General features: G+C 45.4%; 16 protein-coding genes, 5 tRNA genes and 1 rRNA gene. 9 read left to right on the top strand and 13 right to left on the bottom strand.

Annotated elements, in window-relative coordinates; genetic code table 11:
- The first annotated feature begins 2 nt into the window (after positions 1-2).
- Entirely contained in the window at positions 3-1,571 is a 1,569-nt protein-coding gene (locus R8N28_RS07010; RefSeq protein WP_042523865.1) for a hypothetical protein, read from the top strand.
- 262 nt (positions 1,572-1,833) lie between these two features.
- On the top strand, positions 1,834-4,155 hold the full coding sequence (locus tag R8N28_RS07005; RefSeq protein WP_262635406.1) for an acid phosphatase: 2,322 nt from the start codon (positions 1,834-1,836) through the stop codon (positions 4,153-4,155).
- 207 nt (positions 4,156-4,362) lie between these two features.
- Here R8N28_RS07005 and R8N28_RS07000 read toward each other — a convergent pair whose 3' ends face one another.
- From R8N28_RS07000 to R8N28_RS06980, 5 genes are all read right to left on the bottom strand, one after another.
- On the bottom strand, positions 4,363-5,382 hold the full coding sequence (locus R8N28_RS07000) for an SPOR domain-containing protein (protein WP_213908236.1): 1,020 nt from the start codon (positions 5,380-5,382) through the stop codon (positions 4,363-4,365).
- Between the two features lie 157 nt (positions 5,383-5,539).
- Positions 5,540-6,490 (bottom strand): ABC transporter permease, encoded by a 951-nt coding sequence (locus R8N28_RS06995; RefSeq protein ID WP_033907403.1) that lies wholly within the window; start codon positions 6,488-6,490, stop codon positions 5,540-5,542.
- Between the two features lie 2 nt (positions 6,491-6,492).
- A complete protein-coding gene (locus R8N28_RS06990; RefSeq protein WP_005379110.1) occupies positions 6,493-7,470 on the bottom strand; it encodes an ABC transporter permease in 978 nt (325 codons plus the stop codon).
- A gap of 147 nt (positions 7,471-7,617) precedes the next feature.
- Positions 7,618-9,171, bottom strand: coding sequence for an ABC transporter substrate-binding protein (locus R8N28_RS06985; protein WP_005379109.1), 1,554 nt, complete (start codon positions 9,169-9,171; stop codon positions 7,618-7,620).
- 92 nt (positions 9,172-9,263) lie between these two features.
- Positions 9,264-10,979, bottom strand: coding sequence for a dipeptide ABC transporter ATP-binding protein (locus R8N28_RS06980; protein ID WP_005379108.1), 1,716 nt, complete (start codon positions 10,977-10,979; stop codon positions 9,264-9,266).
- A gap of 661 nt (positions 10,980-11,640) precedes the next feature.
- Here R8N28_RS06980 and R8N28_RS06975 point away from each other — a divergent pair.
- On the top strand, positions 11,641-12,366 hold the full coding sequence (locus tag R8N28_RS06975; protein WP_005379107.1) for an HAD family hydrolase: 726 nt from the start codon (positions 11,641-11,643) through the stop codon (positions 12,364-12,366).
- Positions 12,367-12,561: 195 nt separating this feature from the next.
- Here R8N28_RS06975 and R8N28_RS06970 read toward each other — a convergent pair.
- The 5 genes from R8N28_RS06970 to R8N28_RS06950 form a co-directional block, all read right to left on the bottom strand.
- Positions 12,562-12,638: transfer RNA gene (locus R8N28_RS06970), tRNA-Pro, on the bottom strand.
- A 64-nt stretch (positions 12,639-12,702) separates the two neighbouring features.
- A tRNA-His gene (locus R8N28_RS06965) sits at positions 12,703-12,778 on the bottom strand.
- 48 nt (positions 12,779-12,826) lie between these two features.
- Positions 12,827-12,903, bottom strand: a tRNA-Pro gene (locus R8N28_RS06960).
- A 69-nt stretch (positions 12,904-12,972) separates the two neighbouring features.
- Positions 12,973-13,048, bottom strand: a tRNA-His gene (locus R8N28_RS06955).
- 33 nt (positions 13,049-13,081) lie between these two features.
- A tRNA-Arg gene (locus R8N28_RS06950) sits at positions 13,082-13,158 on the bottom strand.
- Positions 13,159-13,493: 335 nt separating this feature from the next.
- On the opposite strand from R8N28_RS06950, the gene R8N28_RS06945 reads away from it, so the two are divergent.
- Positions 13,494-13,907, top strand: a complete 414-nt coding sequence (locus R8N28_RS06945; RefSeq protein ID WP_005384252.1) for a c-type cytochrome — start codon at positions 13,494-13,496, stop codon at positions 13,905-13,907.
- Between the two features lie 73 nt (positions 13,908-13,980).
- Here the strand turns inward: R8N28_RS06945 and rep are convergent, their stop codons facing one another.
- Entirely contained in the window at positions 13,981-15,996 is a 2,016-nt protein-coding gene (gene rep / locus R8N28_RS06940) for a DNA helicase Rep (protein ID WP_005379104.1), read from the bottom strand.
- 170 nt (positions 15,997-16,166) lie between these two features.
- On the opposite strand from rep, the gene R8N28_RS06935 reads away from it, so the two are divergent.
- The 4 genes from R8N28_RS06935 to ubiK all read left to right on the top strand — a co-directional run bounded on the left by R8N28_RS06935 (position 16,167) and on the right by ubiK (position 21,391).
- Positions 16,167-16,748 (top strand): TetR/AcrR family transcriptional regulator, encoded by a 582-nt coding sequence (locus R8N28_RS06935; protein WP_005384254.1) that lies wholly within the window; start codon positions 16,167-16,169, stop codon positions 16,746-16,748.
- An 18-nt stretch (positions 16,749-16,766) separates the two neighbouring features.
- Positions 16,767-17,873, top strand: a complete 1,107-nt coding sequence (gene vmeC, locus R8N28_RS06930; protein ID WP_238970144.1) for a multidrug efflux RND transporter periplasmic adaptor subunit VmeC — start codon at positions 16,767-16,769, stop codon at positions 17,871-17,873.
- A 12-nt stretch (positions 17,874-17,885) separates the two neighbouring features.
- Positions 17,886-21,008 (top strand): multidrug efflux RND transporter permease subunit VmeD, encoded by a 3,123-nt coding sequence (gene vmeD / locus R8N28_RS06925; RefSeq protein WP_005379100.1) that lies wholly within the window; start codon positions 17,886-17,888, stop codon positions 21,006-21,008.
- A 131-nt stretch (positions 21,009-21,139) separates the two neighbouring features.
- The gene (ubiK, locus tag R8N28_RS06920; RefSeq protein WP_005379099.1) at positions 21,140-21,391 is read left to right on the top strand and encodes a ubiquinone biosynthesis accessory factor UbiK; all 252 of its coding nucleotides are present in this window, start codon (positions 21,140-21,142) and stop codon (positions 21,389-21,391) included.
- A gap of 265 nt (positions 21,392-21,656) precedes the next feature.
- On the opposite strand, the gene ilvC is transcribed toward ubiK, so the two are convergent.
- A complete protein-coding gene (gene ilvC, locus R8N28_RS06915; protein ID WP_005379098.1) occupies positions 21,657-23,141 on the bottom strand; it encodes a ketol-acid reductoisomerase in 1,485 nt (494 codons plus the stop codon).
- 143 nt (positions 23,142-23,284) lie between these two features.
- Here ilvC and ilvY point away from each other — a divergent pair, with 143 nt between their 5' ends.
- Positions 23,285-24,175 carry an HTH-type transcriptional activator IlvY gene (gene ilvY, locus R8N28_RS06910; RefSeq protein ID WP_005379097.1) on the top strand — a complete coding sequence of 297 codons (891 nt, stop codon included), beginning with the start codon at positions 23,285-23,287 and terminating at the stop codon, positions 24,173-24,175.
- Positions 24,176-24,266: 91 nt separating this feature from the next.
- Here ilvY and rrf read toward each other — a convergent pair.
- Positions 24,267-24,383, bottom strand: a 5S ribosomal RNA gene (gene rrf, locus R8N28_RS06905).
- Positions 24,384-24,392 lie beyond the last annotated feature (9 nt).

Raw genomic sequence — 24,392 nt, 5'->3', positions numbered from 1 at the left:
TCATGAACAAAAAGCTTTGGATAATCGGCGCAGTATGCGTCGGTTTGTTCGGTATTTACTTCATTTCAAACAAACACAATTTGGCATCTGTGAAAGACTCGTCAGACAACGCCGACAAGTCAACCCAGCAAGCACATCGTCAATATGAGCGCACATCTTTAGTTGAAGTAAAGCAAGCGTTGACAGGTTCTGCGTTGGATCGCACTCCTAAAAAGACGGGAGATGACGCATTTAACTCCGCCCTTTTAGGACAACCTGGCCCTGTTACGAATCCATTTCATACCACAGAAGACAACACGTTTTACGAGTCAGCATTGGGTGATAAGAACAGCCGACCACAAGAGGACCCATCAGAGAATAATAAACCCATCATCAACCTCACTGTGGAACAGCAGCTACAAACCATTATTTATGCTTGGGAGCTGAAACAAAACTCTCCGGTGAGTTATTCGCTCAACCTTAACCAGCTTTTTGAAGACCCAGATGGCGATCTCCTCACCACTCAGATTTGGCTTGAAAACGCCAATGGGTTAAGAGTCCTCAACCAAGGACAAATGATGGTACAAGGAGCGCCTGAGGAAATAAAAACCACCACATATTTGGCGGTAGCAGCGCGCGATGATTATCACGGTAATAGCGATCATGCATGGGTCACAACGCGCTTTGAGTTACCCGTTATCACACCCGATCAAAATGACACAGAACATCCGTTAGTTGGCGATGTAGTTTATCGCCTAGAGACGACACAAAATCTTGCCGGTATCGCGTACGCGTATGAAGTGGTGTATTGCGAGGCCTTTCAGTTTGAGGGGGGCGAAGTAAGTTATGCCGCCTCACACAACAAACGCCAGTGTCCTGAAAAGGGAGACTTGAAAAAAGTGGGCAAGTACAAAATCAGTGATGACTCGTTGATCGTTTATGTCCAAGGTGTACGCCAAATTTGGACCATCAAAAAAGAATACCCATCTCAGGTTCATGAAGATACTCGGAACTACTTCACCACCGTGTTTGATGGTAAACAATTCGAAAGCTATACCATGCAAAAGAACAAGCAGTCCATGGAAAAGCGCATCAATGCACCGACAGGACGATATCTGCATCAAATCTCCTTTTTTGATTATTTGCTACCTCTCCCAAGTGGGGGGTATCTGGTTGCTGAAGTTGGCAATTATATTTATCACTATGGTACTCAAGTCATTGGTCCTCATGGTGAAAGCATCGAATCCGATTTCAATTTACACACTTATGGTCCTAACCTGTATTGTAGCGATGTCGCCATTTGGTATCACAGCCATGTCATTGCTGGTCAAGGAGACTATCAAATCGACATCATATCAGACCCTAACCCAGACGATCCGACTTACCAAATTGATTGCCACGAGTTCATCAGCACCCCCGCTACTGGACAACAATCGTTATCGTTTGATCTTAACTATTCCCCTTACGACGAGCTACTTGATGGCGAGGTGTATAGCTACATTTTACGTCCAAAACCTGAGCTCGCTGATCGCGTTGAGGAATTTAAGATCAACATGATTTATCACGCCCCTGTCCTTAGCGACACCCAATAAACCTTTTTTACAGGTGGTTATTTTAACAAAACAATCATTTCCAAAATAAAACTGGAACCGTGATCAAATTATAAATTTTCCATCATAGACAAAAAATAGAAATAAATTTTACGGGTTTTGTGCGGATTTTCGTGTCTTGAACCTAAGCTCAATAGTCATTAAAAAGACACCACTCTCTTATATCTCACTAGTGAGATATAAAGAAAAAAAGAATAAAAAAAGCGACTTTCTCATTCGGAAACGAAACAAGGACAAATAAATAATGAATAAGGTGAGTTTACTAGCAGCGTCAGTGGCTATCGCTCTTACAGGCTGTGGCGGTTCAGATGGTGGTTCAAACAGTGCTAACGACGGCGTTGTGATCACAGGTTTTGACGGCTACTTCAAGCATGCCGTTGTTTTTGAAGATACGAACAACAACGGCCAATGGGACACTCAAGAAACATTCCTTGGTCTGACCGATGAGAAAGGTCAACTGAAATTGGATGCAAAACCAGAAAGCACTCTAGCGCTACAGACCATCACACCAAACGGTTCAAAGCAGAAACAGCTCATCGCCTTGGATGCGAAAGAGTACGCTGGCAAATACACGGTAGATATGGATCATCCAGGCCAAGCTATGGCGCACGAAATCGTATTCCGTGCACCAACATCATCAAACGTGATTTCACCTATCACGGATCTTGTGGCGATTGAAATGGCAAAGGATCCAGCCATTAGTGAAGAAGACGCGAAAGCGAAAGTAAACCAAGCGCTAGGAGGCTCAGAAGAAGCACCAATTGATCTGTACAGTGATTTTGTTGAAGGTGCGACAAAAAACGCCGAACTACATAAAACCGCTCAGATTCTGACCGACTCGAAAGCACAAAACCCAACGAATTACGAGAAAAAAGCCACGGAGTTTGCTCAAGCGGCAAACCAAGAAGTGGAACGTCTTGTTACATCTGGCGAAAACATCAATGACCCAAATCTACGTCCAATCATCACTGACGCGACCCCACACAGCGACACCTTAGCACCTGAAACGGCAGTTAATAACAAGCTAACCGTAAACAAAATCGTCGAAAAGGCAGCTAAAGATAAGCTAGAAAAACTACCAAAAATCGTACAAGGCGTGGACTTTGATGGCTTAGAGCTAGACATTGAAGGTCTATTTGCAGACAAAGACCAAAACCTTGTGACAACCAAACTGACGCACAACTTTGCAGGCACAGGCATTGAAGTTGTGCAAACTGGCAACCTGATTGTTCTACATCCAACAGCAATCGTAGAGAAAGCTGGTGATTTTGAGATTGTTCTAACGGCGCAAGACATTGATTCGTCAGGTAAGGTTTTGGGTACGGTAAGCACCGTATTTCAGTTCGAAATCGAATCGGCAAACTTACCACCAATGGTTGTAGAAACAGAACAAGCGCGTCTGCAGTCCATCGTTGATGGTTGGTACCTACAACAAGGTGAAGTGTTTGAACAAACACTCGATATTTCTGGTTTGTTCCAAGATAAAGACGGTCAAATTACCGACTACTCAGCGGACTATGTAGACATTGAAGGTCTAACAGTATCTGAGGATGGTAATGCAATTATCACCATTAAAGGCACACCAACAAAAGCAGGTGAAGCTGGAGCAGTACTTGCGATTAGCGCAACAGATGGCCATACCGCGGTACAAATTGCGCTCAGCATGCCAACGGTTATCGAAGGCGTCACGCCACCACCAGTAGTACCGACTTTGGGCTTCACTCACGAGCACTTCAACGGTCAAGAATGGAAAATGGGTAGCTTTGCACAGAAAGATGGTGAAATTGGCTACGCCATGTTGATGCAAGATTCTGAAGGCCTACTATTCTGCTGGGGTTCAAACCACGATGAGATGAATCAAGAGTACAAAGCGAACATCAGTGACTTCCTAAAAGACACATGGGAACACGATGCTTACGCCATTCTTGCCGATCTGGACCAACAAACTGGTTACACAGAATACAACAATAAAGACTGTAACGACGTTGAGTTGAAAGACGGCAAGCTATACAACAGCTACGGCGACGAGTATGAAATGTTGTACCAGCACAAAACCGAGCATAACGGCACTCAAATGATCGTTAAAATCTCAGATGATGAGCTGTTCTGGATGGACTCAAGCAATACCCCATTCGCAGAATCACTTTCGGTTGCAGAACACATCAAACAAGGCACGGTAGAGCATGACTTGATGGTAGAAAGTAATGGCACAGGCGACGACACAGTCCTGAAATACTCGTCAGGTGCGTACGAATACGACACTGATACTTACAACTACACTTCGTTCATGCCAACAGGATTCCAAACTCCAGGTAATTGGGAAATCCAGAATGATGAAGACCGTGAACTGCTGATTCTAGAAGAAACAGGCTCAGAGTCAGATTACAAAACTCGTCATCGTTACATCAACCGCGATTTTGGTGACTTTTATATTGGTATTCGTTGGAGTAAAGAACAAAACGGTCATGAATCCGCACCGGAATATGGTCTGTACTCTAACAGCAAAGAAGCCATGACAAGCATCGCGAGTTCACTACCGATTTTGGAGCCTGGTGATGATGACTAAAGCAACCATCGTTAACCCTTGCTGTGATAGCGTGCATTTGCGTAGAAGACGCAGAACATTTTGGGAACGATTGGTCGGCATCAAAGAAGTGTATATCTGCTCTAACTGTCACAAAGAAACGCCACTCAAATAGCGATAATATTTGAGACCGCAAAAAGCCCCGAACTCGGGGCTTTCTTCTATATTTTGACCGCAATATCTGAGTCGTTATTTCACGCACACCACGTTCAATAATGAGGTTCCGGTGAGCTGATTGGGCTCACGATCGGCGAACAAACCTTTCTTATCTTTGCCCCAATACGGCAGTTGCAGTGGCCATTGATTTTTTTCCATCACCCCAGACGCCCTCAGCGCTTTAAACTCTGCAGGGTTAGCTAAGTTCATACCCAGTTGCTGACATACTTTGTGCGAGTTTTCGTAGTTGAGGCGGTTCCACGGCTTACCATGTTCCATGTAAAACTGATTATGGTGATCGAGTAAATATGGGACCACGTACGTTTTGCCCTGTACTGAAGTTCTCAACCGAACTTCAATGTCATCATTTCCAGTGACAATTGGCTTCGCTTTGGTCTTAGCAACAGGCGTAGACGAAGAGCTATCACGTGAACTTTTTGCCTTGGTATCTGGCTTCTCTGCCCGCGCTTTAAAGGCGTCGGTATCAGCTCGCACAGCAGGAACTGGCGCGGGTTTCGGGGTCACCGTCGGTGTTGGCTTAACCGAAGATGCGGCTGATTTCGACGATACAGTAGATTTAGGTGTAGGTGGTGTTACTGGTTGTTTCGTCCCTTTCCCAACCACTCGGATGAACGCCTCTTTGTAGTTCGACAAGGTTTTGACTCCTCGTAAGTCATCCCTCGCATCAGACAATGCCTTGTAAGGTCCAATCAAACAGCGATAGCCTTTGGATTCAGGCTTCATCCATACGTCAGTCGTGATTTTACTATAGAGAGGCTTAGCTTTCGCGAGAGACATAGGCTTGGGTAGCAATCCGCATTGAATCCAGTAAAGGTAGTTGCCCCCCTGCGGCACTTTCTTTCCCCATACTCCGTTACCAATTGGGCACGTTTTCTCAAGCATCGGTAATTCTTTCTCGCTGGCTTGAGTGGCTTGGCAAAGGAACTCCTCCGCCGATACTGGGCTAGAAAACTGGGCGCATACCAGCAACAAGCCGAAAGCTAGGCTTGCTTGGAAGATACGAGATGGGTGTTGTGCCTTCTTCATTTCCATACACTTCACTCTAAATTAGTGGGTAAGGTCATTATGGCGGCAAAGCGCCAAAAAAATGTGAACAAAGAATAACTAGCAAAAAAAGAGCCGGAATTTGCATCCGGCTCTCAGTTTAGGAAGGAATTAAGCGAATTTACAACGCTTGGCGGGAAAATTCTTAACCTTTGTACAGTTTCGGGTTGAATACATCTCGTAACCAGTCACCCAATAAGTTGATAACCAGAACCAGTGTAACCAACACGATGCCTGGGAAGGCAGTAATCCACCACGCACCTGAGAAGATGTAGTTAAAGCCGATGCTGATCAGCGCACCTAGTGACGGCTGATCAACAGGAAGACCCAAACCTAGGAATGACAGTGCCGCTTCCGACATGATCGCATTCGCTACCTGTACCGTCGAGATAACCAAGATTGGTGATAGACAGTTCGGCAGGATGTGACGGAACATGATGCGTGGCGCTTTAAAGCCCATCACTCGTGCCGCTTCTACGTATTCTTTCTTCTTCTCTGCCAATACCGAGGCGCGAATGGTCCGTGCGTATTGCGGCCATTCTGCCACACCGATGATCACCACCAGCATGACCACCGCATATTGGCTGTAAAAATCACTGCCAAAGCTGGCTTTGAAGATAGCTGACACGATGATCGCGACCATCATGGTCGAGAACGACAACTGTACGTCTGCAAAACGCATCAAGAAGCTATCGATACGGCCACCGAAATAACCCGCCGACAAACCAATGATGATACCCAGTACCAACTGAAGGCCAACAGCCAGGAAGCCGATGGTTAGAGACAGACGAGAGCCGTAAAGAATGGTCGATAAAATATCGCGACCTTGCTCGTCAGTACCCAACACAAAGCGCTCATCGCCATCTTCCATCCACGAAGGTGGCAACTCAGAATCCATGATGTCGATAGACGTCAGATCGTACGGGTCTGTTGGCGCAAGAATCGGTGCAGCCAATGCCAATACTAAGAACATCATAAAGACGGTAAAACTCGCCATCGCCACTTTGTCGCGTTTGAAGTAATACAGAAAATCTGACTCTTTGAAACGCTGCCACGCTGATGGAGCAGGAGCTGGTGTTAAATTTGATTGGCTCATGATTAAGCTCCTTTTCCAGTTAGGTTCACAGTTGGGTTGATGATGCCGTACAGCAAGTCAACGATGGTATTGGTTACCACGAAGATCAGACCAACAAAGATAACGTAGGCAGTGATCAGCGGTGTATCTACACGGTTGATTGCCTCTAGGAAAAGGAAGCCAGTGCCCGGCCATTGGAAGACGGTTTCAGTAAGAATGGTGTAGGCCACCATGGTACCAATCTGCACGCCACCTACCGTCAATACTGGTAGCATGGTGTTCTTAAGTGCATGTTGGTAATAAATCTTTTGTAAGTTCAAACCTTTTGCTTTGGCGAACTTAATGTATTCCGAACTCAGAACTTCCAGCATTTCTGAACGTACCAAACGGATGAACAACGGCAGCATGATAGACGCTAGCGCAATACAAGGTAGGATGAGGTGCTTGATACCATCAATGGTAAAGAAGCCAGATTCCCAACCGAGTACGTTAGCGGTTTCACCTCGCCCATAGGAAGGCAACCAACCGAGTTCTATTGAAAAGACATACATCAGCATGATTGCGGTTAAGAACACCGGAATCGAGATACCGACACTGCTCATCGCCATCACAAATTTGGTAAAAACACTCTTAGGATGAATCGCAGAGTACACCCCAAGCGGAATAGAGAAAACAATGATGATAAGCGTCGCGCCAAACACGAGCTCTAATGTAGCCACCAGCTTGTCGAGAATCACCTCAACCGCAGGTCGCTTGAAAAAATATGAGGTACCCAAATCACCTTGCAGTGCATTACCCACAAAGCGCGTGTACTTTGTGATAAAGGGATCGTTCAGGCCCAAGTCGTCGCGTAGCGCTTGACGCTCCGATTCCGAAACCGACTGACCTACAAGCTCACGCAGCGGATCACCCAGGTTGTCCTGAATGGCAAACGCCACCAAACTGATCACAAACATCACTATCAGTGCCTGAAACAGGCGCTTGACCAGAAACGAAAACATTCCTTGCCCCTTAACTATCCATAGATCTCTAAATTAGAGAGAAAATTCAGTCTAAATAACCAACTCAATCCGACTGAAACAAAATTGAGTCGAGTGCTTTAAGTTGAGGAGGGAAATCCATCCCTCCTCAAAGTAGACTAACCGTGATTATTCAACCACTAGGTCACCGAAGTAAGGCATTACCATTGGGTTAACGATATCTGCCGCTTTCACGTTAGACTTCGCGCCCCATGCTTCACTTTGCCAGTGTAGCGGTACGAATGCTGCGTCGTTGTATAGTGTCGCTTCTACGCCCTTCAGCATTTCTGCACGTTTCGCAGGATCCGTCTCTACGTTCGCAGCTTCAACCACTTTGTCCATTTCTGGGTTTGAGTAGTAACCACAGTTGTACTGACCACGACCGGTTTCTTCGTTACGAGTCATCGTTAGGAACTCGTTGAAGTTCGCTGAGTCTTCTGTATCTGAGTGCCAACCGATCATTAGCATGTCTGCCGCACACTTGTCGAACTCAGGCCAGTACTGCGCTTTTGGCATGGTCTTCAGATCAACCTTGATACCGATCTTAGACAACATTGCCGCCGCCGCTTGTGCTACTTTCGCATCATTCACGTAACGGTTGTTTGGTGCGATCATCGTTAGCGTCAGGCCATTTTCGTAACCCGCTTCTTTCATCAGCTCTTTCGCTTTCTTCAGATCGTAGCGAGGAACCAGTTTGTCATCGTGACCCACGTAACCTGCCGGGCTTTGCTGACCAGCGGCCGTTGCGAAGCCTTTCATGATTTTCTTCACGATACCTTCGTTATTGATTGCGTGAACAATCGCTTGGCGAACGCGAACGTCTTTCAATGCTTCGTTGCTGTTTTGGTTTAGTTGGAACGTGATGATACGAGTACCAGGTAGCGTAACTAGGTCGATGCCGTCAGCATCTTCAACGCGTTTGTGGTCGTTTGGCGCTACAGGGTGAATCATGTCAACACCGCCAGAAAGCAGCGCTGCTACACGAGTTGCGTCTTCTTTAATTGGCACAAGCGTTAGCTTATCAACGTTACCTTTCGACTCTTTGTCCCAGTAATCTTTAAAGCGTTCAAATTCCACTTTTACGCCCTGCTCACGTGAAGTCACAATGAATGGACCCGTGCCAGATACGTTAGTCGATGCAAATGAGTTACCGTGCTTCACTAGCTCAGACTTGTCTTTGCCGTCCGCAGTTTTGCCCGTGTAGAACTTGCTGTCCATTGGGAAAATGTACGTTGCGGTTTGCAGCACTAGTGGGTAAGGACCTTTAGTTACAAGATCGAACGTGTTGTCGTCAACTTTGACGATTTTTTCGTACGGGTCGAAGATGTTTTTAAAGTCAGGAGAGCTTTGTAAACGCTGGAACGTCCACACGACGTCGTCAGCCGTTAGAGTATTGCCAGAATGGAATTTCACACCTTCACGCAGTTTGAAACGAACAGTCGTATCGTTAATACGTTCCCAGCTTTCTGCTAGGCGAGGCTCGAAATCCATTTTTTGAGTAAAGCGAACCAACGGATCAAATACCATGTGTGACATTTGCAGTGTGCCACCTGATAGCTGCTCATGTGGGTCAAGCGATACTGGGTCAGCTGCATAGCCAACTTTGATATCTGCTGCCATTGCGTTAAAGCTTAGGCCCGCAGCCATTAGCGCCACTGCTAATTTGCTTTTCATGGTTTTCATTTGCATAACTCCTTCATGCGGGGATACGGATCCCTTGTTGTTGTGTTTGCGTCTTTGTTATGACTAAAGGTTAGCCAAGCGAATTGCTTGGTTTATGCCGTTTCGATCTCTTCTCGCAAGCCTGTAAACTCCGGCATCAGAGAAATCAATTTTTTGCTGTATTCGTGTTGAGGTGCCGTGAATAACTGTTCTGTTGGTGCCACTTCTAAAAGTGTACCCATTTGCATCACACCTACTCGGTCACACATCTGACGAATAACAGGTAAATCGTGGCTGATAAACAACATAGTCAAGTTCAGCTCACTTTGCAGATCTTTCAGCAAGTTTAGAATTTGTGCCTGTACCGATACGTCCAGTGCTGAGGTCGGTTCATCACAAATCAAAAGTCGAGGACGAGTCGCCAACGCACGCGCAATAGAAATACGCTGACGCTGACCACCGGAGAATTCATGAGGGTACTTAAGCCCAGCCATTCGACCCAAACCAACATGATCCAATAGGTCATTCACGATTTGGCGAGTTTCCGACTCGTTTTTCGTCAATTTATGGAAACGGATTGGCTCAGCAATAATATCGAATACCTTCATACGAGGGTTCATTGAAGTATATGGGTTTTGGAACACCATCTGCATTTGACGACGCATCGGGCGGCGCTCTTTCTCAGAGGTTAAAGCGGTCAGGTCAATGCCCTCGAATTTCACCTGACCAGAGTTAGGTTGGTATAAACCAGCAATCACACGTGCAATGGTCGATTTACCTGAACCAGACTCGCCCACCAAACCAAAGGTTTCGCCTTCGTGCACTTCAAAGCTCACATTATTAGATGCTTGCACGTATTCTCGGCGGCTCTCGAACAAAGAGTCTTTGGTCACAAAGCGAAGATTGACGTTCTTCACGTCCAAAAGCGGGCCAGTGTACTCACGCTCATCTTGGCTTTGTCCTAACCAGTGGTTCTTGATATCGAGTGGCTCCATTTCCGCCGCTTCTTCGATATAGCTTACTAACGGGAAACGATCTAACTTTCTGTCTGAACGTGGTACCGCTGAAATTAGACTGCGAGTGTAAGAGTGATCAGGATCGCCCAATACTTTGGCTGTTGGTCCAAACTCCACCAAGTCACCACGATACATTACCGCCACGCGATCGGTGACGTTGGAGACTACCCCCATATCGTGAGTAACCAACATACAGCCGACATTGTTCTTGATACACAGCTCGCGGATCAAGTTGAGGATTTGGTCTTGGATAGAAACGTCTAACGCCGTAGTTGGTTCGTCCGCAATGATGAGATCAGGCTCACCAGCCAAAGCAATGGCAATGACAACACGCTGACGCATACCACCAGAGAATTGGTGCGGGTACTGCTTTAAGCGGTTTTCTGGTTGAGGAATACCAACCTGCTGCATAAGAGAAAGCGCGCGCTGATACGCCTCTTCATCAGAGACCTTCATGTTGGCGTGGATCGTCTCTTTCAGCTGTTGCTCAACAGTAAAAAGTGGATTGAGCGAGGTCATCGGATCTTGGAAAATAAAACCTATTTTCGAGCCGCGAACCTTACGCATCGCTTCTGGTGATAGGCCAGAAATTTTTTCTCCATCCAAGAATACATCACCGCTAGCAACGCGACCTGGGGGACTAAGCAAATCGATAACAGCGTTACCAACGGTGGATTTACCCGCACCTGATTCGCCAACAACACCCACGATTTCACCACGTTCAATATGAAAAGAAAGTGACTTCACGGCAGCGTGAACGCCGTGTCGGGATGGGTATTCAATACGAAGGTTTTTCACTTCTAATAGTGACATTTCAGACCTCTACTGCCTTGTCTGTGGTATCGAATCATGCCAAAGGCACCATTCATCACCTGAATGAATCCGTTCAAATTCAGAATAATACTCTGAAATCTTAATGCGGAAATAATTTGGCAAAAATCACACAAAAAAGCAACAATTAAAGTATATTCCGCCGAAAAAACATTAAATAAACGCACAATTAGCGAATAAAAATGCATTAACAAGTATTTAACCATTTTCATATCACACTATTTTTGTGCGTCATGCACCAATAAAACTAGAAAAATGCTCTAAAAGTAAACATGAGCTAAACAAGATCATTAACCATATTATTCATGTGCATTTGTTAACATTTAACAAACAATATCATATGAAAAAAGTGTTTTTTCAACATAAAAAACTATTAATAAAATAGTCGGCAAATACAAAAAGCCAAACTTAGGAAGAGAAAGGATCGGTCAAAACGTGAACAAAACAGCAAAACCACACAAATCCTGCTCCAACGCAGATTATGCGCCACTTAAGCGGTTTATTGACTAAGCAAAGGAAAGTACCGCTATCCTCATTCGTACGTCATAAGAAAACTCGCCGATTTTAACCCTTTACGACACAATTGAGAGTGGGATAATAGATGAACAGTGTCAAAGCCAAGCCGTAAATAAAAGGAGCTCCTGTGCTTAAAGCGATTTTTTTTGATATGGACGAGACTTTATGTGCAACGTCACAAGCCGATAAAGTTGCAGGACAAGCGTTTACAACTTGGATTCATAAAACCTACCCACAAGTGACTGAGCCAAAAGCGTTTTTGCAGCGCTACTTACAGGGTGTATACAAAAAGCTGAATGCTGAGTTCCCTCACCTTGTGGCTCTGCTACCCGATGAAAATGCCTTCCGTTGTGGCCTGATCCAAAACATCTTGGCGGAGCAAGGCGTCAGCATCACTGCAAAAGAGGCTCAACAAGCTCAAGACTACTTTGACTCTGCACGTATGGGCGCGTTCACCTTCTTCCCTGGTGTAAAAGAAATGCTCAGCGACCTTCGTCAACATTACAAACTCGTCGTGATCACTAACGGTCCGATTTTTTCTCAACACCCTAAATTAAACGCGACACAAATGAGCAACTGGGTGGACCATATTATTGTGGGAGGAGAAGAGCCAGAAGAGAAACCTGCTACAAGTATTTTCCAAAAAGCGCTCGACTTGGTCGAAGTAAAACCAGAAGAGGCTCTACACGTGGGCGACTCTTTACCTGCTGACATTGCTGGCGCTAACAATATGGGTATTTTGAGTGTGTGGGTGAATGCGACAGGCGCAAGTAACTCAACGGATATAACGCCAAGTTTTGAAATCCAAGAAACGGTAGAACTGAAAGAAATCCTTAAAACACTCGCCCAATAAAAGCAGCGGATTAGAAAACTACAAAACCCCAGACACTGCTCTGGGGTTTATTTTGTCAGCTCGAAAAGCATTTGGATCATAGGTGGTCAAAAGCCCCTAGAGCTGTACACTTTTGGGGAAAATTGAAATGGAATGCCGATTCTTTTCAGGAGAGATGCAAAAAAGCCCCAGTCTTTCGACTGAGGCTTTAAATAGTGGTCGGTGAAGAGGGATTCGAACCCCCGACCCTCTGGTCCCAAACCAGATGCGCTACCAAGCTGCGCTATTCACCGAACTGTATTTGCTGATTTTCTCAAATCAGACAGGACACTTCAACTAAGAAGTCACCTTAATTAATGGGGTGGCTAACGAGATTCGAACTCGCGACCACCGGAATCACAATCCAGGGCTCTACCAACTGAGCTATAGCCACCATCAATTTTTGCTGTTTACCGCTCTATTAGAGCCATAAACTAAATAGTGGTCGGTGAAGAGGGATTCGAACCCCCGACCCTCTGGTCCCAAACCAGATGCGCTACCAAGCTGCGCTATTCACCGACGATGTTTTATCTTGATTGAATCAAGATTGGGAGCAATGCTACCGCATTCAATCTAAAAAAGAAAGAATGGGGTGGCTAACGAGACTTGAACTCGCGACAACCGGAATCACAATCCGGGGCTCTACCAACTGAGCTATAGCCACCACTGATTTTTACCGATGTATCCTCCGAGGCAATGGTACGCCCGAAAGGATTCGAACCTTCGACCTTTGGCTCCGGAGGCCAACGCTCTATCCAACTGAGCTACGGGCGCATGCCCTATCGGCGGAGTGGAATAATACGGATATCACACTATGCCGTCTAGTACTTTTTTTACTTTTTTTATCGTTTGGTCTCTTTTTCGACAGTTATCTTCCGTTAAAGTGGATTTTTGATGTGATTCACGCCCTGTCATGGATAACTTGTTGTTTATTGCAACAAGTTATCGGGATATAATCACCCATTATTTACATTGATTTAACAGCTGCAACCAAGTTGTCTAATCATTCTATGCCATTCAGTGGAATTTAATGATTTCTCTGCTCGGCATTAATACTCTAACTATATAAATAGGTAAGTCACTTACCTCGGGAATGTGAAGTGGGTTTAATGGATATGTCTCGACAAATGATTAGCGTTTTGTTCGCTGCCTTAACGTTTTCTACGGCAGCTTTAGCTTCTGACATCAGCCAAACTGAATACGATGCGATCGCAGAACGCATCCAACCTGTCGGTGATGTTTATCTAGCAGGTTCTGAGCCAGTGAAAGAAGAACCAACCGGTCCACGTGATGGCGCCACAGTTTATGGTACTTTTTGTATTGCTTGTCACGCATCTGGTGTAAACGGCGCACCTAAAACAGGTAATGCCGATGATTGGGCACCGCGTATTGCACAAGGCAAAGATACGTTAGTGAAGCACGCATTAGAAGGCTTCAATGCGATGCCAGCCAAAGGAACCTGTATGGACTGTTCTGACGATGAAATCATCGCAGCAATTGACCACATGATTGAAGGTCTATAAGTAAAGACATCAACGAAAAAGGCTTGCCAGTTGGCAAGCCTTTTTGTTTTTAATCAGTGAGAACAAGGTTACTTTACTTCTTAAACATTGCTCGAATATTGGCAATGTGTGCTTGACCTTTCGCCATACGTTCTTCCGCTGATACTGGCTTTTTGTTTACTTCCCATTCAACGTCATCAAATGGTAACTCATCCAAAAAGCGGCTTTGAGTCGGTTTGATCAACTCGCCGAACTGTCGACGCTCTTTGCACATAGTGAAAGTCAGTTCACGTTGCGCGCGAGTAATACCAACGTACATCAGGCGACGTTCTTCTTCCACGTTATCTTCATCAATACTGGTTTGGTGCGGTAAAATACCTTCTTCGGACCCAATTAAGTATACATATGGGAACTCAAGGCCTTTTGAGGCGTGCAAGGTCATCAGTTGTACTGCATCACTGTCTTCATCTTCTTCACCGCGCTCCATCATGTCACGCAAGGTCAAACGTTGAACGACTTCTTTTAACGTTTTCTCTTCTTGATCGTAGTTGTCACCCTCTAGGTCCGCCACTATCCATGAATAAAGGTCAGAAACGTTCTTCATTCGCATTTCAGCGGCTTTTGGACTTGCTGAAGTTTCGTATAGCCAATCTTCATAATGGATATCACGAACTAGCGAACGAACCGCTTCGACGGTATCACCACGCTCAGCTTGATCAGCAATCGCCACTAGCCATTGGGTGAAACGACGCAAGTTTTCTAGACCACGTCCCGTTAGGTGCTGTTCGAGCCCCATTTCAAAGCTCGATTCAAACAGGCTCTTCCCTCGCATATTGGCATAACTGCCTAACTTCTCTAACGTTACTGGGCCAATTTCACGTCGTGGAGTATTCACAATGCGCAAAAATGCATTGTCGTCATCCGGATTAACCAAAACGCGCAAATACGCCATGATGTCTTTAATCTCTGCGCGCGCAAAAAACGAGGTGCCGCCAGAAATTTTATACGGTACGCGGTTTTGCATCAGAGACTTTTCAATCAAACGTGATTGGTGGTTACCACGATATAGAATCGCATAATCTTTATATTCGGTACGGTTTAGGAACTTATGCGCAATTAGTTCACCCGTTACTCGCTCCGCTTCGTGCTCTTCATTTTTAGCCAACAACACTTTGAGTTTTTCACCGTCAGGAATTTCAGAGAACAAGGACTTCTCATAGACGTGAGGGTTGTTAGCTATCAAAATGTTGGCCGCACGCAGGATTCGACTCGTTGAACGGTAGTTTTGCTCTAGCTTAATCAAACGCAAATTCGGATAATCTTCACCCAGCAACACGAGGTTCTGAGGTTTCGCACCACGCCATGAATAAATAGACTGATCGTCATCCCCTACAACAGTCAATCGCCCACGTTCTCCGACAATTAATTTGACCAGCTCATACTGACTCGTGTTGGTATCTTGATACTCGTCAACCAGTAGGTAACGGATACGATTCTGCCAACGCTGACGAACATCTTCATGATTACGTAAGAGTAAAACGGGCATCAAAATTAGGTCATCAAAATCGAGCGCGTTATAGGCTTTCATTTGCTTTTGGTACATATCAAAACAGAACGCAAACAATTGTTGCTGTTCACCTTGCGCACGCGCTTTGGCTTGCTCTGGCGTCAACATGTCGTTTTTCCAGTTGGAAATACAACTCAGAAGCTGACGTAGCAGATCTTTATCACCATCAAGCTGCTTTTCGGTAAGTTCTTTGAGCAGCGCTAGCTGGTCTTGGTCATCAAACAGTGAGAAGCCCGCTTTCAACCCTAAATGCTTGTACTCACGCTTGATGATGTTCAATCCTAAAGTGTGGAATGTTGATACCATCAAACCTTTAGACTCACCTTTCCCTAACGTTTGACCTACACGCTCCTTCATTTCACGTGCTGCTTTGTTGGTAAACGTCACCGCCGCAATGTTACGCGCTTTGTAACCACATTGCTGAACCAGATAAGCGATTTTATTGGTAATAACACGAGTTTTGCCCGAGCCAGCACCAGCTAGCACTAGGCATGGACCAGACACGTATTTCACGGCTTCATCTTGACTAGGGTTCAGCTTCATAGAAATTCTCTGCGGGTGATGAATGTGGCGCCTATGATAAAGGGGTGGCCTCGTGAAAGCTATGCTGATTTCTTGTAATTTTCACACCAATTAAGTGCAATATTCTGTTGCATAAATGGCGGGTATTTAAGCTATAATGAATGAACGTTCATTCACTAAAGGGTGACATTATGAAGGATAACCCTGCTGTAGATAAACGAGAACAAATCTTAGTCGCTGCTGAACAACTCATTGCTGAATCTGGCTTTCAAGGGCTTTCCATGCAAAAGCTCGCCAATGAGGCAGGTGTCGCAGCAGGGACGATTTACCGTTATTTCTCAGATAAAGAACATCTTTTAGAGGAACTACGCCTTAACGTTGCTAAGCGTGTTGCTACTGCGGTGCAACTAGGTGTTAGTGAAGAGATGCCTTTAAAACAGCGTTATCGAACCATGTGGCTCAATATTTGGAATCTAGCGAGCTCGAACTTAAGTGCGATCAGCAACCGAGTCCAATATGAATCTTTACCCTGTTCAAATAGTAGCAAAGCTCGGGAACTTGAGAGACAAATGTTTGCCCAAGTAGATCTTCTTTTTAATCAGGGTAAAGACGAGGGAGTATTCAAGCTTCTCGATAACGAAGTACTTTCTGGATTAAGTTTTGAGGCAAGTGTTGCACTTGCTCGGAAACACGCTTTGGGATTTTATCAACTGGATAAGACGGCATTAGAGGCCGCTATTGAAGCCAGTTGGGATGCAATTATTAAACACTAACTTGGAGTTCTTAATAGAATGAAAAAGTGGACTTTCTTTATGTTACTTATCGCCGTTCTCTTGTTCGGCAGCGTGATAGGTTTCAATTTATTTAAGCAACAAAAGATCGCTGAATACATGGCAAACCGTCCTGAACCTGAGTTCCCAGTAACCGTGACAGAAGTGCAAGCGGTGGATTGGGTACCAGTCATCGAGGCAATTGGTTTTATCGAGCCAAACCAAGGCGTGACGGTAGCGAACGAAACGAGCGGTGTTATCGATAAAATCGCGTTTGATTCCGGTACTCAAGTTAAATCGGGTCAGCCATTAGTGTTGCTTGATTCTGAAGTCGAAAAAGCAAATTTGAAGAGCTCGCAAGCTAAGTTGCCAGCGGCAGAAGCGAAATACAAACGCTACCAAGGCCTATTCAAAAAAGGCTCTATTTCTAAAGAAGCGTATGACGAAGCAGAAGCAAACTACTTCTCCTTAAAAGCGGATATTGAAAGCCTGAAAGCAACCATCGACCGACGCGAAATCAAAGCGCCATTTGATGGTGTGGTAGGTATTCGTAACGTGTACCTCGGTCAGTACCTACAGGCGGGCACCGATATTGTTCGCCTTGAAGATACCAGCGTGATGCGCTTGCGCTTCACCGTGCCACAAACCGATATTTCACGTATCAATATCGATCAAGAAGTGGATATCTTTGTTGACGCTTATCCAGACCAACCTTTCAAAGGGTCTATTTCTGCGATTGAACCAGCTGTAAACGTACAAAGTGGCTTGATTCAGGTTCAAGCGGATATCCCTAACAGTGACGGCAAACTACGTAGTGGTATGTTCGCGCGTGCAAACATCATTCTGCCTAAATTAGAAAATCAGGTCACTCTACCTCAAACCGCGATCACATTTACGCTGTATGGCGACAATGTTTACATCGTAACAGAAGAAGATGGCGAAAAACGCGTTAAGCAGCATGTGGTAAAAGTTGGCGAACGCTCTAAAGATATCGCACACATTCTAGAAGGCGTGAAGCCAGGTGATATAGTGGTGACGTCGGGTCAAGTCCGTTTGAGTAACCATGCGAAAGTAAGCATTGTCGAAAGCGATGCAACTACCCCACCTGCTGAAACACCAATGCTTTAAGTTGGAGGCATCATGCGCTTTACAGATGTTTTTATAAAACGTCCAGTTTTAGCGGTATCGATCAGCTTTTTGATTGCATTGCTTGGTTTGCAAGCGGTGTTCAAAATGCAGGTTCGTGAATACCCTGAAATGACGAATACGGTGGTCACCGTGACCACCAGTTACTACGGTGCAAGTGCCAACTTGATCCAAGGCTTTATTACTCAGCCATTGGAGCAAGCGGTAGCGCAAGCCGATAATATTGATTACATGACTTCGCAATCGGTATTGGGTAAATCGACCATTACTGTAAACATGAAGTTGAATACTGATCCAAATGCGGCGTTGTCTGACATTCTGGCGAAAACCAACTCGGTACGTTCACAGCTACCAAAAGAAGCCGAAGACCCAACCGTAACCATGTCGACAGGTTCGACAACGGCGGTACTGTACATCGGCTTTACGAGTGACGAGTTATCTTCAAGCCAGATCACTGACTACCTTGAGCGTGTAATCAACCCGCAGTTGTTCACCGTAAACGGTGTGTCCAAAGTTGACCTGTATGGTGGTATGAAGTACGCACTGCGCGTATGGTTAGATCCTGCCAAAATGGGCGCTTTGAAGTTGACCGCAACCGATGTGATGAGCGTTCTTAACGCCAACAACTACCAATCTGCAACCGGTCAAGCGACGGGTGAGTTCGTGCTTTATAACGGTAGCGCAGATACTCAGGTATCAAACGTTGCTGAACTTGAAGCATTGGTCGTGAAAACTGGTGAAGGGGATGTCATCCGCCTAGGTGATATCGCTAAAGTAACGCTAGAGAAGAGTCACGACGTTTATCGCGCAAGTGCAAACGGTCAAGAAGCTGTGGTTGCGGCGATCAACGCAGCGCCAAGTGCTAACCCAATCAACATTGCAGCAGACGTACTTGAACTGTTGCCTCAGCTTGAGCGCAACCTACCAAGTAACATCAAAATGAACGTGATGTACGACTCTACGATTGCGATCAACGAGTCAATTCACGAGGTAGTCAAAACGATTCTTGAAGCAGCGGTCATCGTACTTGTGGTTATCACACTGTTCCTAGGTTCATTCCGCGCGGTAATCATTCCTATCGTGACCATTCCACTTTCATTGATTGGTGTGGCAATGGTGATGCAAGCAATGGGTTTCTCTTGGAACTTGATGACGCTACTGGCGATGGTGCTTGCCATCGGTCTGGTGGTGGATGACGCGATCGTTGTACTAGAAAACGTTGACCGTCACATCAAAGAAGGGGAATCGCCATTCCGAGCTGCAATTATTGGTACGCGTGAAATTGCGGTTCCAGTTATCGCGATGACATTGACGCTAGGTGCAGTGTACGCGCCGATCGCATTGATGGGTGGTATCACCGGTTCATTGTTCAAAGAGTTCGCTTTGACACTGGCAGGTTCAGTATTCGTATCCGGCATCATCGCTTTGACACTATCACCAATGATGTGTTCGAAGATGCTGAAGGCGAACGAGAAGCCAAGCAAGTTTGAGCAAAAAGTTCACCATATCCTTGATGGCATGACCACTCGTTACGAAGGCATGTTGAAAGCGGTAATGGCTCATCGTCCGGTTGTTATTGCGTTTGCAATCATTGTATTTGCAAGCTTACCGGTCTTGTTCAAGTTTATTCCTAGCGAACTAGCACCATCTGAAGATAAAGGTGTGGTCATGCTGATGGGTACCGCCCCATCAAACGCGAACTTGGACTATATCCAAAATACCATGGATGACGTAAACCAAATACTCTCAGATCAACCGGAGGTGGAATACGCACAGGTCTTTAATGGTGTACCAAACTCAAACCAAGCGTTTGGCCTAGCAACATTGAAGCCTTGGAGTGAACGAGAGGCAAGCCAATCTGAAATCACGAAACGTGTGGGTGGCCTAGTATCAAGTGTGCCTGGTATGTCTGTCACTGCATTCCAAATGCCAGAGCTTCCAGGTGCAGGCTCAGGTCTACCTGTTCAGTTTGTAATTACAACACCAAATAGCTTCGAGAGCTTGTTTACTATCGCTAGCGATATTCTAACCGATGTTGCAAGTAGCCCAATGTTTGTCTATTCCGACCTGGATTTGAACTACGATTCAGCAACGATGAAGATCAAGATCGATAAAGACAAAGCGGGTGCCTACGGTGTGACTATGCAAGACATTGGCATCACTCTCAGCACCATGATGGCAGATGGTTATGTAAACCGAATCGACCTGAATGGCCGCTCGTATGAGGTGATCCCTCAAGTTGAGCGTAAATGGCGTCTAAACCCAGAATCGATGAAGAACTACTATGTACGCTCTGTGGATGGTAAAGCGGTTCCATTAGGCAGTCTGATTACTATCGATGTGGTGGCTGAGCCTCGCTCTTTGCCACACTTCAACCAGCTAAACTCAGCGACTGTGGGTGCAGTACCATCGCCTAGTGTTGCTATGGGTGACGCAATCGACTGGTTTGAAAATATTGCACAAACCAAACTGCCTGCAGGGTATAACCATGATTACATGGGCGAATCTCGTCAGTTTGTAACGGAAGGTAGTGCCTTGTATGCAACCTTCGGTCTTGCACTTGCGATCATCTTCCTCGTTCTGGCGATTCAATTTGAATCACTCCGCGATCCTATTGTCATCATGGTATCTGTACCTCTGGCAATATGTGGTGCCTTGATCGCATTGGCCTGGGGTACGGCCTCGATGAACATCTACTCGCAGGTTGGTTTGATCACGCTGGTCGGCCTAATAACCAAGCACGGTATCTTGATCTGTGAAGTCGCCAAGGAAGAGCAGTTACATAATAAACTGTCTCGTATTGATGCGGTGATGGAAGCTGCGAAAGTGCGTCTTCGCCCTATCCTAATGACCACTGCAGCGATGATCGCAGGTTTGATCCCGCTGATGTACGCAACAGGTGCAGGTGCCGCGCAACGTTTCAGTATCGGTATCGTCATCGTTGCTGGCCTTGCAATCGGTACACTGTTCACACTATTCGTACTACCTGTGATTTACAGCTACCTAGCTGAAAAACACAAACCTCTGCCAGTATTTGTTGAAGACAAAGACTTGGAGAAGTTAGCGCGAGTTGACGAAGCGAAAGCAGCTCATCGTGAATTAGCGGATAACAGATAAGCTATTAAGGCATTCAAAAAGGTCACTTCGGTGGCCTTTTTTATTGCCGCTCTCTTTTTTGCCATCTAAGTGGCGACTTTCACGTATCATTTACTTAAAATGAGGACAAATCAAAAGGAGTTTTAGCCACTATGTTTGACCCAAAGAAATTAGAGCAAATTGCTAAACAGATTCACGACTCAATGCCTCAACCTGTAAAAGAGTTGGGCTCTGATGTCGATCAGAAAGTTCGTCAAGTAATCCAAGGCCAGCTAAACAAGCTAGATGTTGTAAGTCGCGAAGAGTTTGATGTTCAAACTCAAGTTTTACTACGTACACGTCAAAAGCTAACAGAAATGGAACAGAAGTTGGCGCAACTTGAAGAAAAGCTTGCTGAAAAATAAGTATCAAAGCGCTCCTCACAAAGGAGCGTTTTTCTTATCGGCGCGCAGATAAATCGGCTAAAAACAAAAAGGCTTGGTCAACGGCGACCAAGCCTTTTGATTAGATGTTGTGTTTTATTTTGTATTTATCACTCCAGTCTGCCTGGAGTTTATCTACTGCGTTACTTGAGACTAAGTAAATTACGCAGTATTAAGGCTTCATTTCTAGGAGTACGATAGTAAACGAGCACCTTCGACACCGAAATGGAGCCTTAAGGCCAGTCATTTAGCCGCCCACCGCGATACGCTTCATATCAGTCATGTAACCACGTAGCTCTTCACCGATGTACTCTACAGGGTGGTTACGGATTGTTTCATTCACAGCGATAAGAGTCGCGTTATCCACTTGGTTAGACGTTTCACCTAAACCTTTACCAATTACGTCAGTATTTACGGCTGGCATAAACTTCTCACGTAGAAGCGGCGTTGCTACGTTAGCGAACAGGTAGTTACCGTATTCCGCAGTGTCTGAGATAACCACGTTCATCTCGTATAAACGCTTACGTGCGATAGTGTTTGCGATAAGTGGCAGCTCGTGTAGAGACTCGTAGTAAGCAGACTCATCGATGATGCCAGATGCCGTCATCGCTTCGAATGCTAGCTCAACACCCGCACGAACCATAGCAACCATCAAGATGCCGTTATCGAAGTACTCTTGCTCAGAGATTTCTACGTCAGTTTCTGGGTAGTTTTCGAAAGCAGTTTCACCTGTTTCTGCACGCCAGCCTAGTAGATTTGCATCGTCGTTTGCCCAGTCAGCCATCATAGTGCTAGAGAAGTGACCGGTGATGATGTCATCCATGTGCTTGTTGTATAGCGGACGCATAAGTTCTTTTAGCTCTTCAGAAAGCTCAAATGCTTTCACTTTTGCAGGGTTAGTTAGGCGATCCATCATGTGAGTGATACCACCAAACTTCAGTGCTTCAGTGATGGTTTCCCAACCGTATTGAAGAAGCTTACCAGCGTAGCCAGGATCGATACCATCAGCAATCATCTTCTCGTAACACACGATAGAGCCAGCCTGTAGCATGCCACAAAGGATAGTTTGCTCACCCATTAGGTCAGATTTCACCTCAGCAACAAAAGAAGACTCTAGACAGCCAGCACGGTGACCACCGGTTGCAGCAGCCCAAGCTTTCGCGATATCCCAACCTTCACCTTTTGGGTCGTTCTCTGGGTGAACAGCGATAAGAGTCGGTACACCGAAACCGCGCTTGTATTCTTCACGAACTTCCGTACCTGGACATTTAGGTGCAACCATTACTACCGTTAGGTCTTTACGGATTTGCATGCCTTCTTCAACAACGTTGAAACCGTGAGAGTAACCTAGTGCTGCGCCTTCTTTCATTAACGGCATTACCGTCTCAACAACGTTTGTGTGCTGCTTATCTGGAGTAAGGTTTACTACTAGATCAGCTTGTGGAATTAGCGTTTCGTAGCTACCTACCTCAAAACCGTTGTCTTTTGCGTTTTTGAATGACTGGCGTTGCTCATCAATCGCGGCTTGGCGAAGCGCATAAGCAACGTCTAGACCAGAGTCGCGCATGTTCAGACCTTGGTTAAGACCTTGAGCACCACAACCTACAATGACTACTTTCTTACCTTTCAGATAATCCGCTTCTGAAGCGAACTCACTGCGGTCCATAAAACGACAACGACCTAATTGGTCCAACTGCTCGCGCAAGTTTAGGGTATTGAAATAATTAGCCATCTGGGTGCTCCTTTGAGATTCTTCCATTGAGGTCAGTAATTGCCTTACCGAATAACTTCATACTAAAACAGACATGAGATTGCTTAAAGTGATATATTCACAATTAGTTATTGCAATTTATGCAACATGGAAATGAAAATTTAATGAATATCAAAAGCCTGCAACTTTTCATTCATCTCTGTGAGAGTAAAAGTTTCGCCAAGACCGCAGCGGCAATGCATATTAGCCCTTCAGCCTTAAGCCGACAGATACAAAAATTAGAGGAGGAAACCAGCCAACAATTGTTTTTACGCGACAACCGTAGCGTTGATTTAACTATCCAAGGTAAAAAGCTAGTCCCAGTCGCCTTAAAGATTCTTGGCGAATGGCAGCAGTATCAGAGTCACCTGAAGGGAACCGAGGATGAATTGAAAGGAGAAATCCGTCTCTTTTGTTCTGTTACTGCAAGCTACAGCCATCTTCCGGAGCTAATATCTGACTTTCGTATTCAGAACCCTTTCATTGAATTCAAACTATCAACCGGCGATCCAGCTCAAGCGATCGACAAAATACTAGCAGATGAAGCCGATATTGCCATATCAGCCAAGTCAGAACAGATGCCAAATAAAATCGCATTTGAAACGATCAGTGAAATCCCACTTTCTGTCATCGTACCTGTTGGGGTTAGTGCGTTTGCTGAAGAGCTACAAAAAGAAAAACCAGACTGGTCGGTCATTCCATTCATACTCCCAGAAGCAGGAACGGCAAGGGACAGGGCCAATACTTGGCTCAAACAAATGAAAATAAAGCCAAAGATCTACGCACAAACCTCCGGACATGAAGCCATCGTAAGTATGGTTGCATTGGGGTGTGGAGTAGGTATCGCACCTGATGTTGTAATCAACAACAGTCCGGTAAGAGAAAAGATAAATCGTTTAAAAGTCTTACCAATTAAACCTTTTAAACTTGGTGTTTGCTGCAACAAAACTCAGCTGGAAAATCCGCTTGTTAAAGCCTTTTGGAAGGTTGCAGAGAGCAAGTATATCGCACCTTAGATGAACACTTTTTAGGTATAAAGTGAGCTAATTTTAAAACTCTATAGATGAAAAAAAGCCCGCTCTTTCGAGCGGGCTTCTTAAATTTAAAGCCTGGCGATGTCCTACTCTCACATGGGGAAGCCCCACACTACCATCGGCGCTATTTCGTTTCACTTCTGAGTTCGGCATGGAAATCAGGTGGGTCCAAAACGCTATGGTCGCCAAGCAAATTCTT

Source organism: Vibrio sp. Vb1554 (genome assembly GCF_033344235.1).
This window is presented reverse-complemented; position numbering and strand designations above follow the sequence as displayed.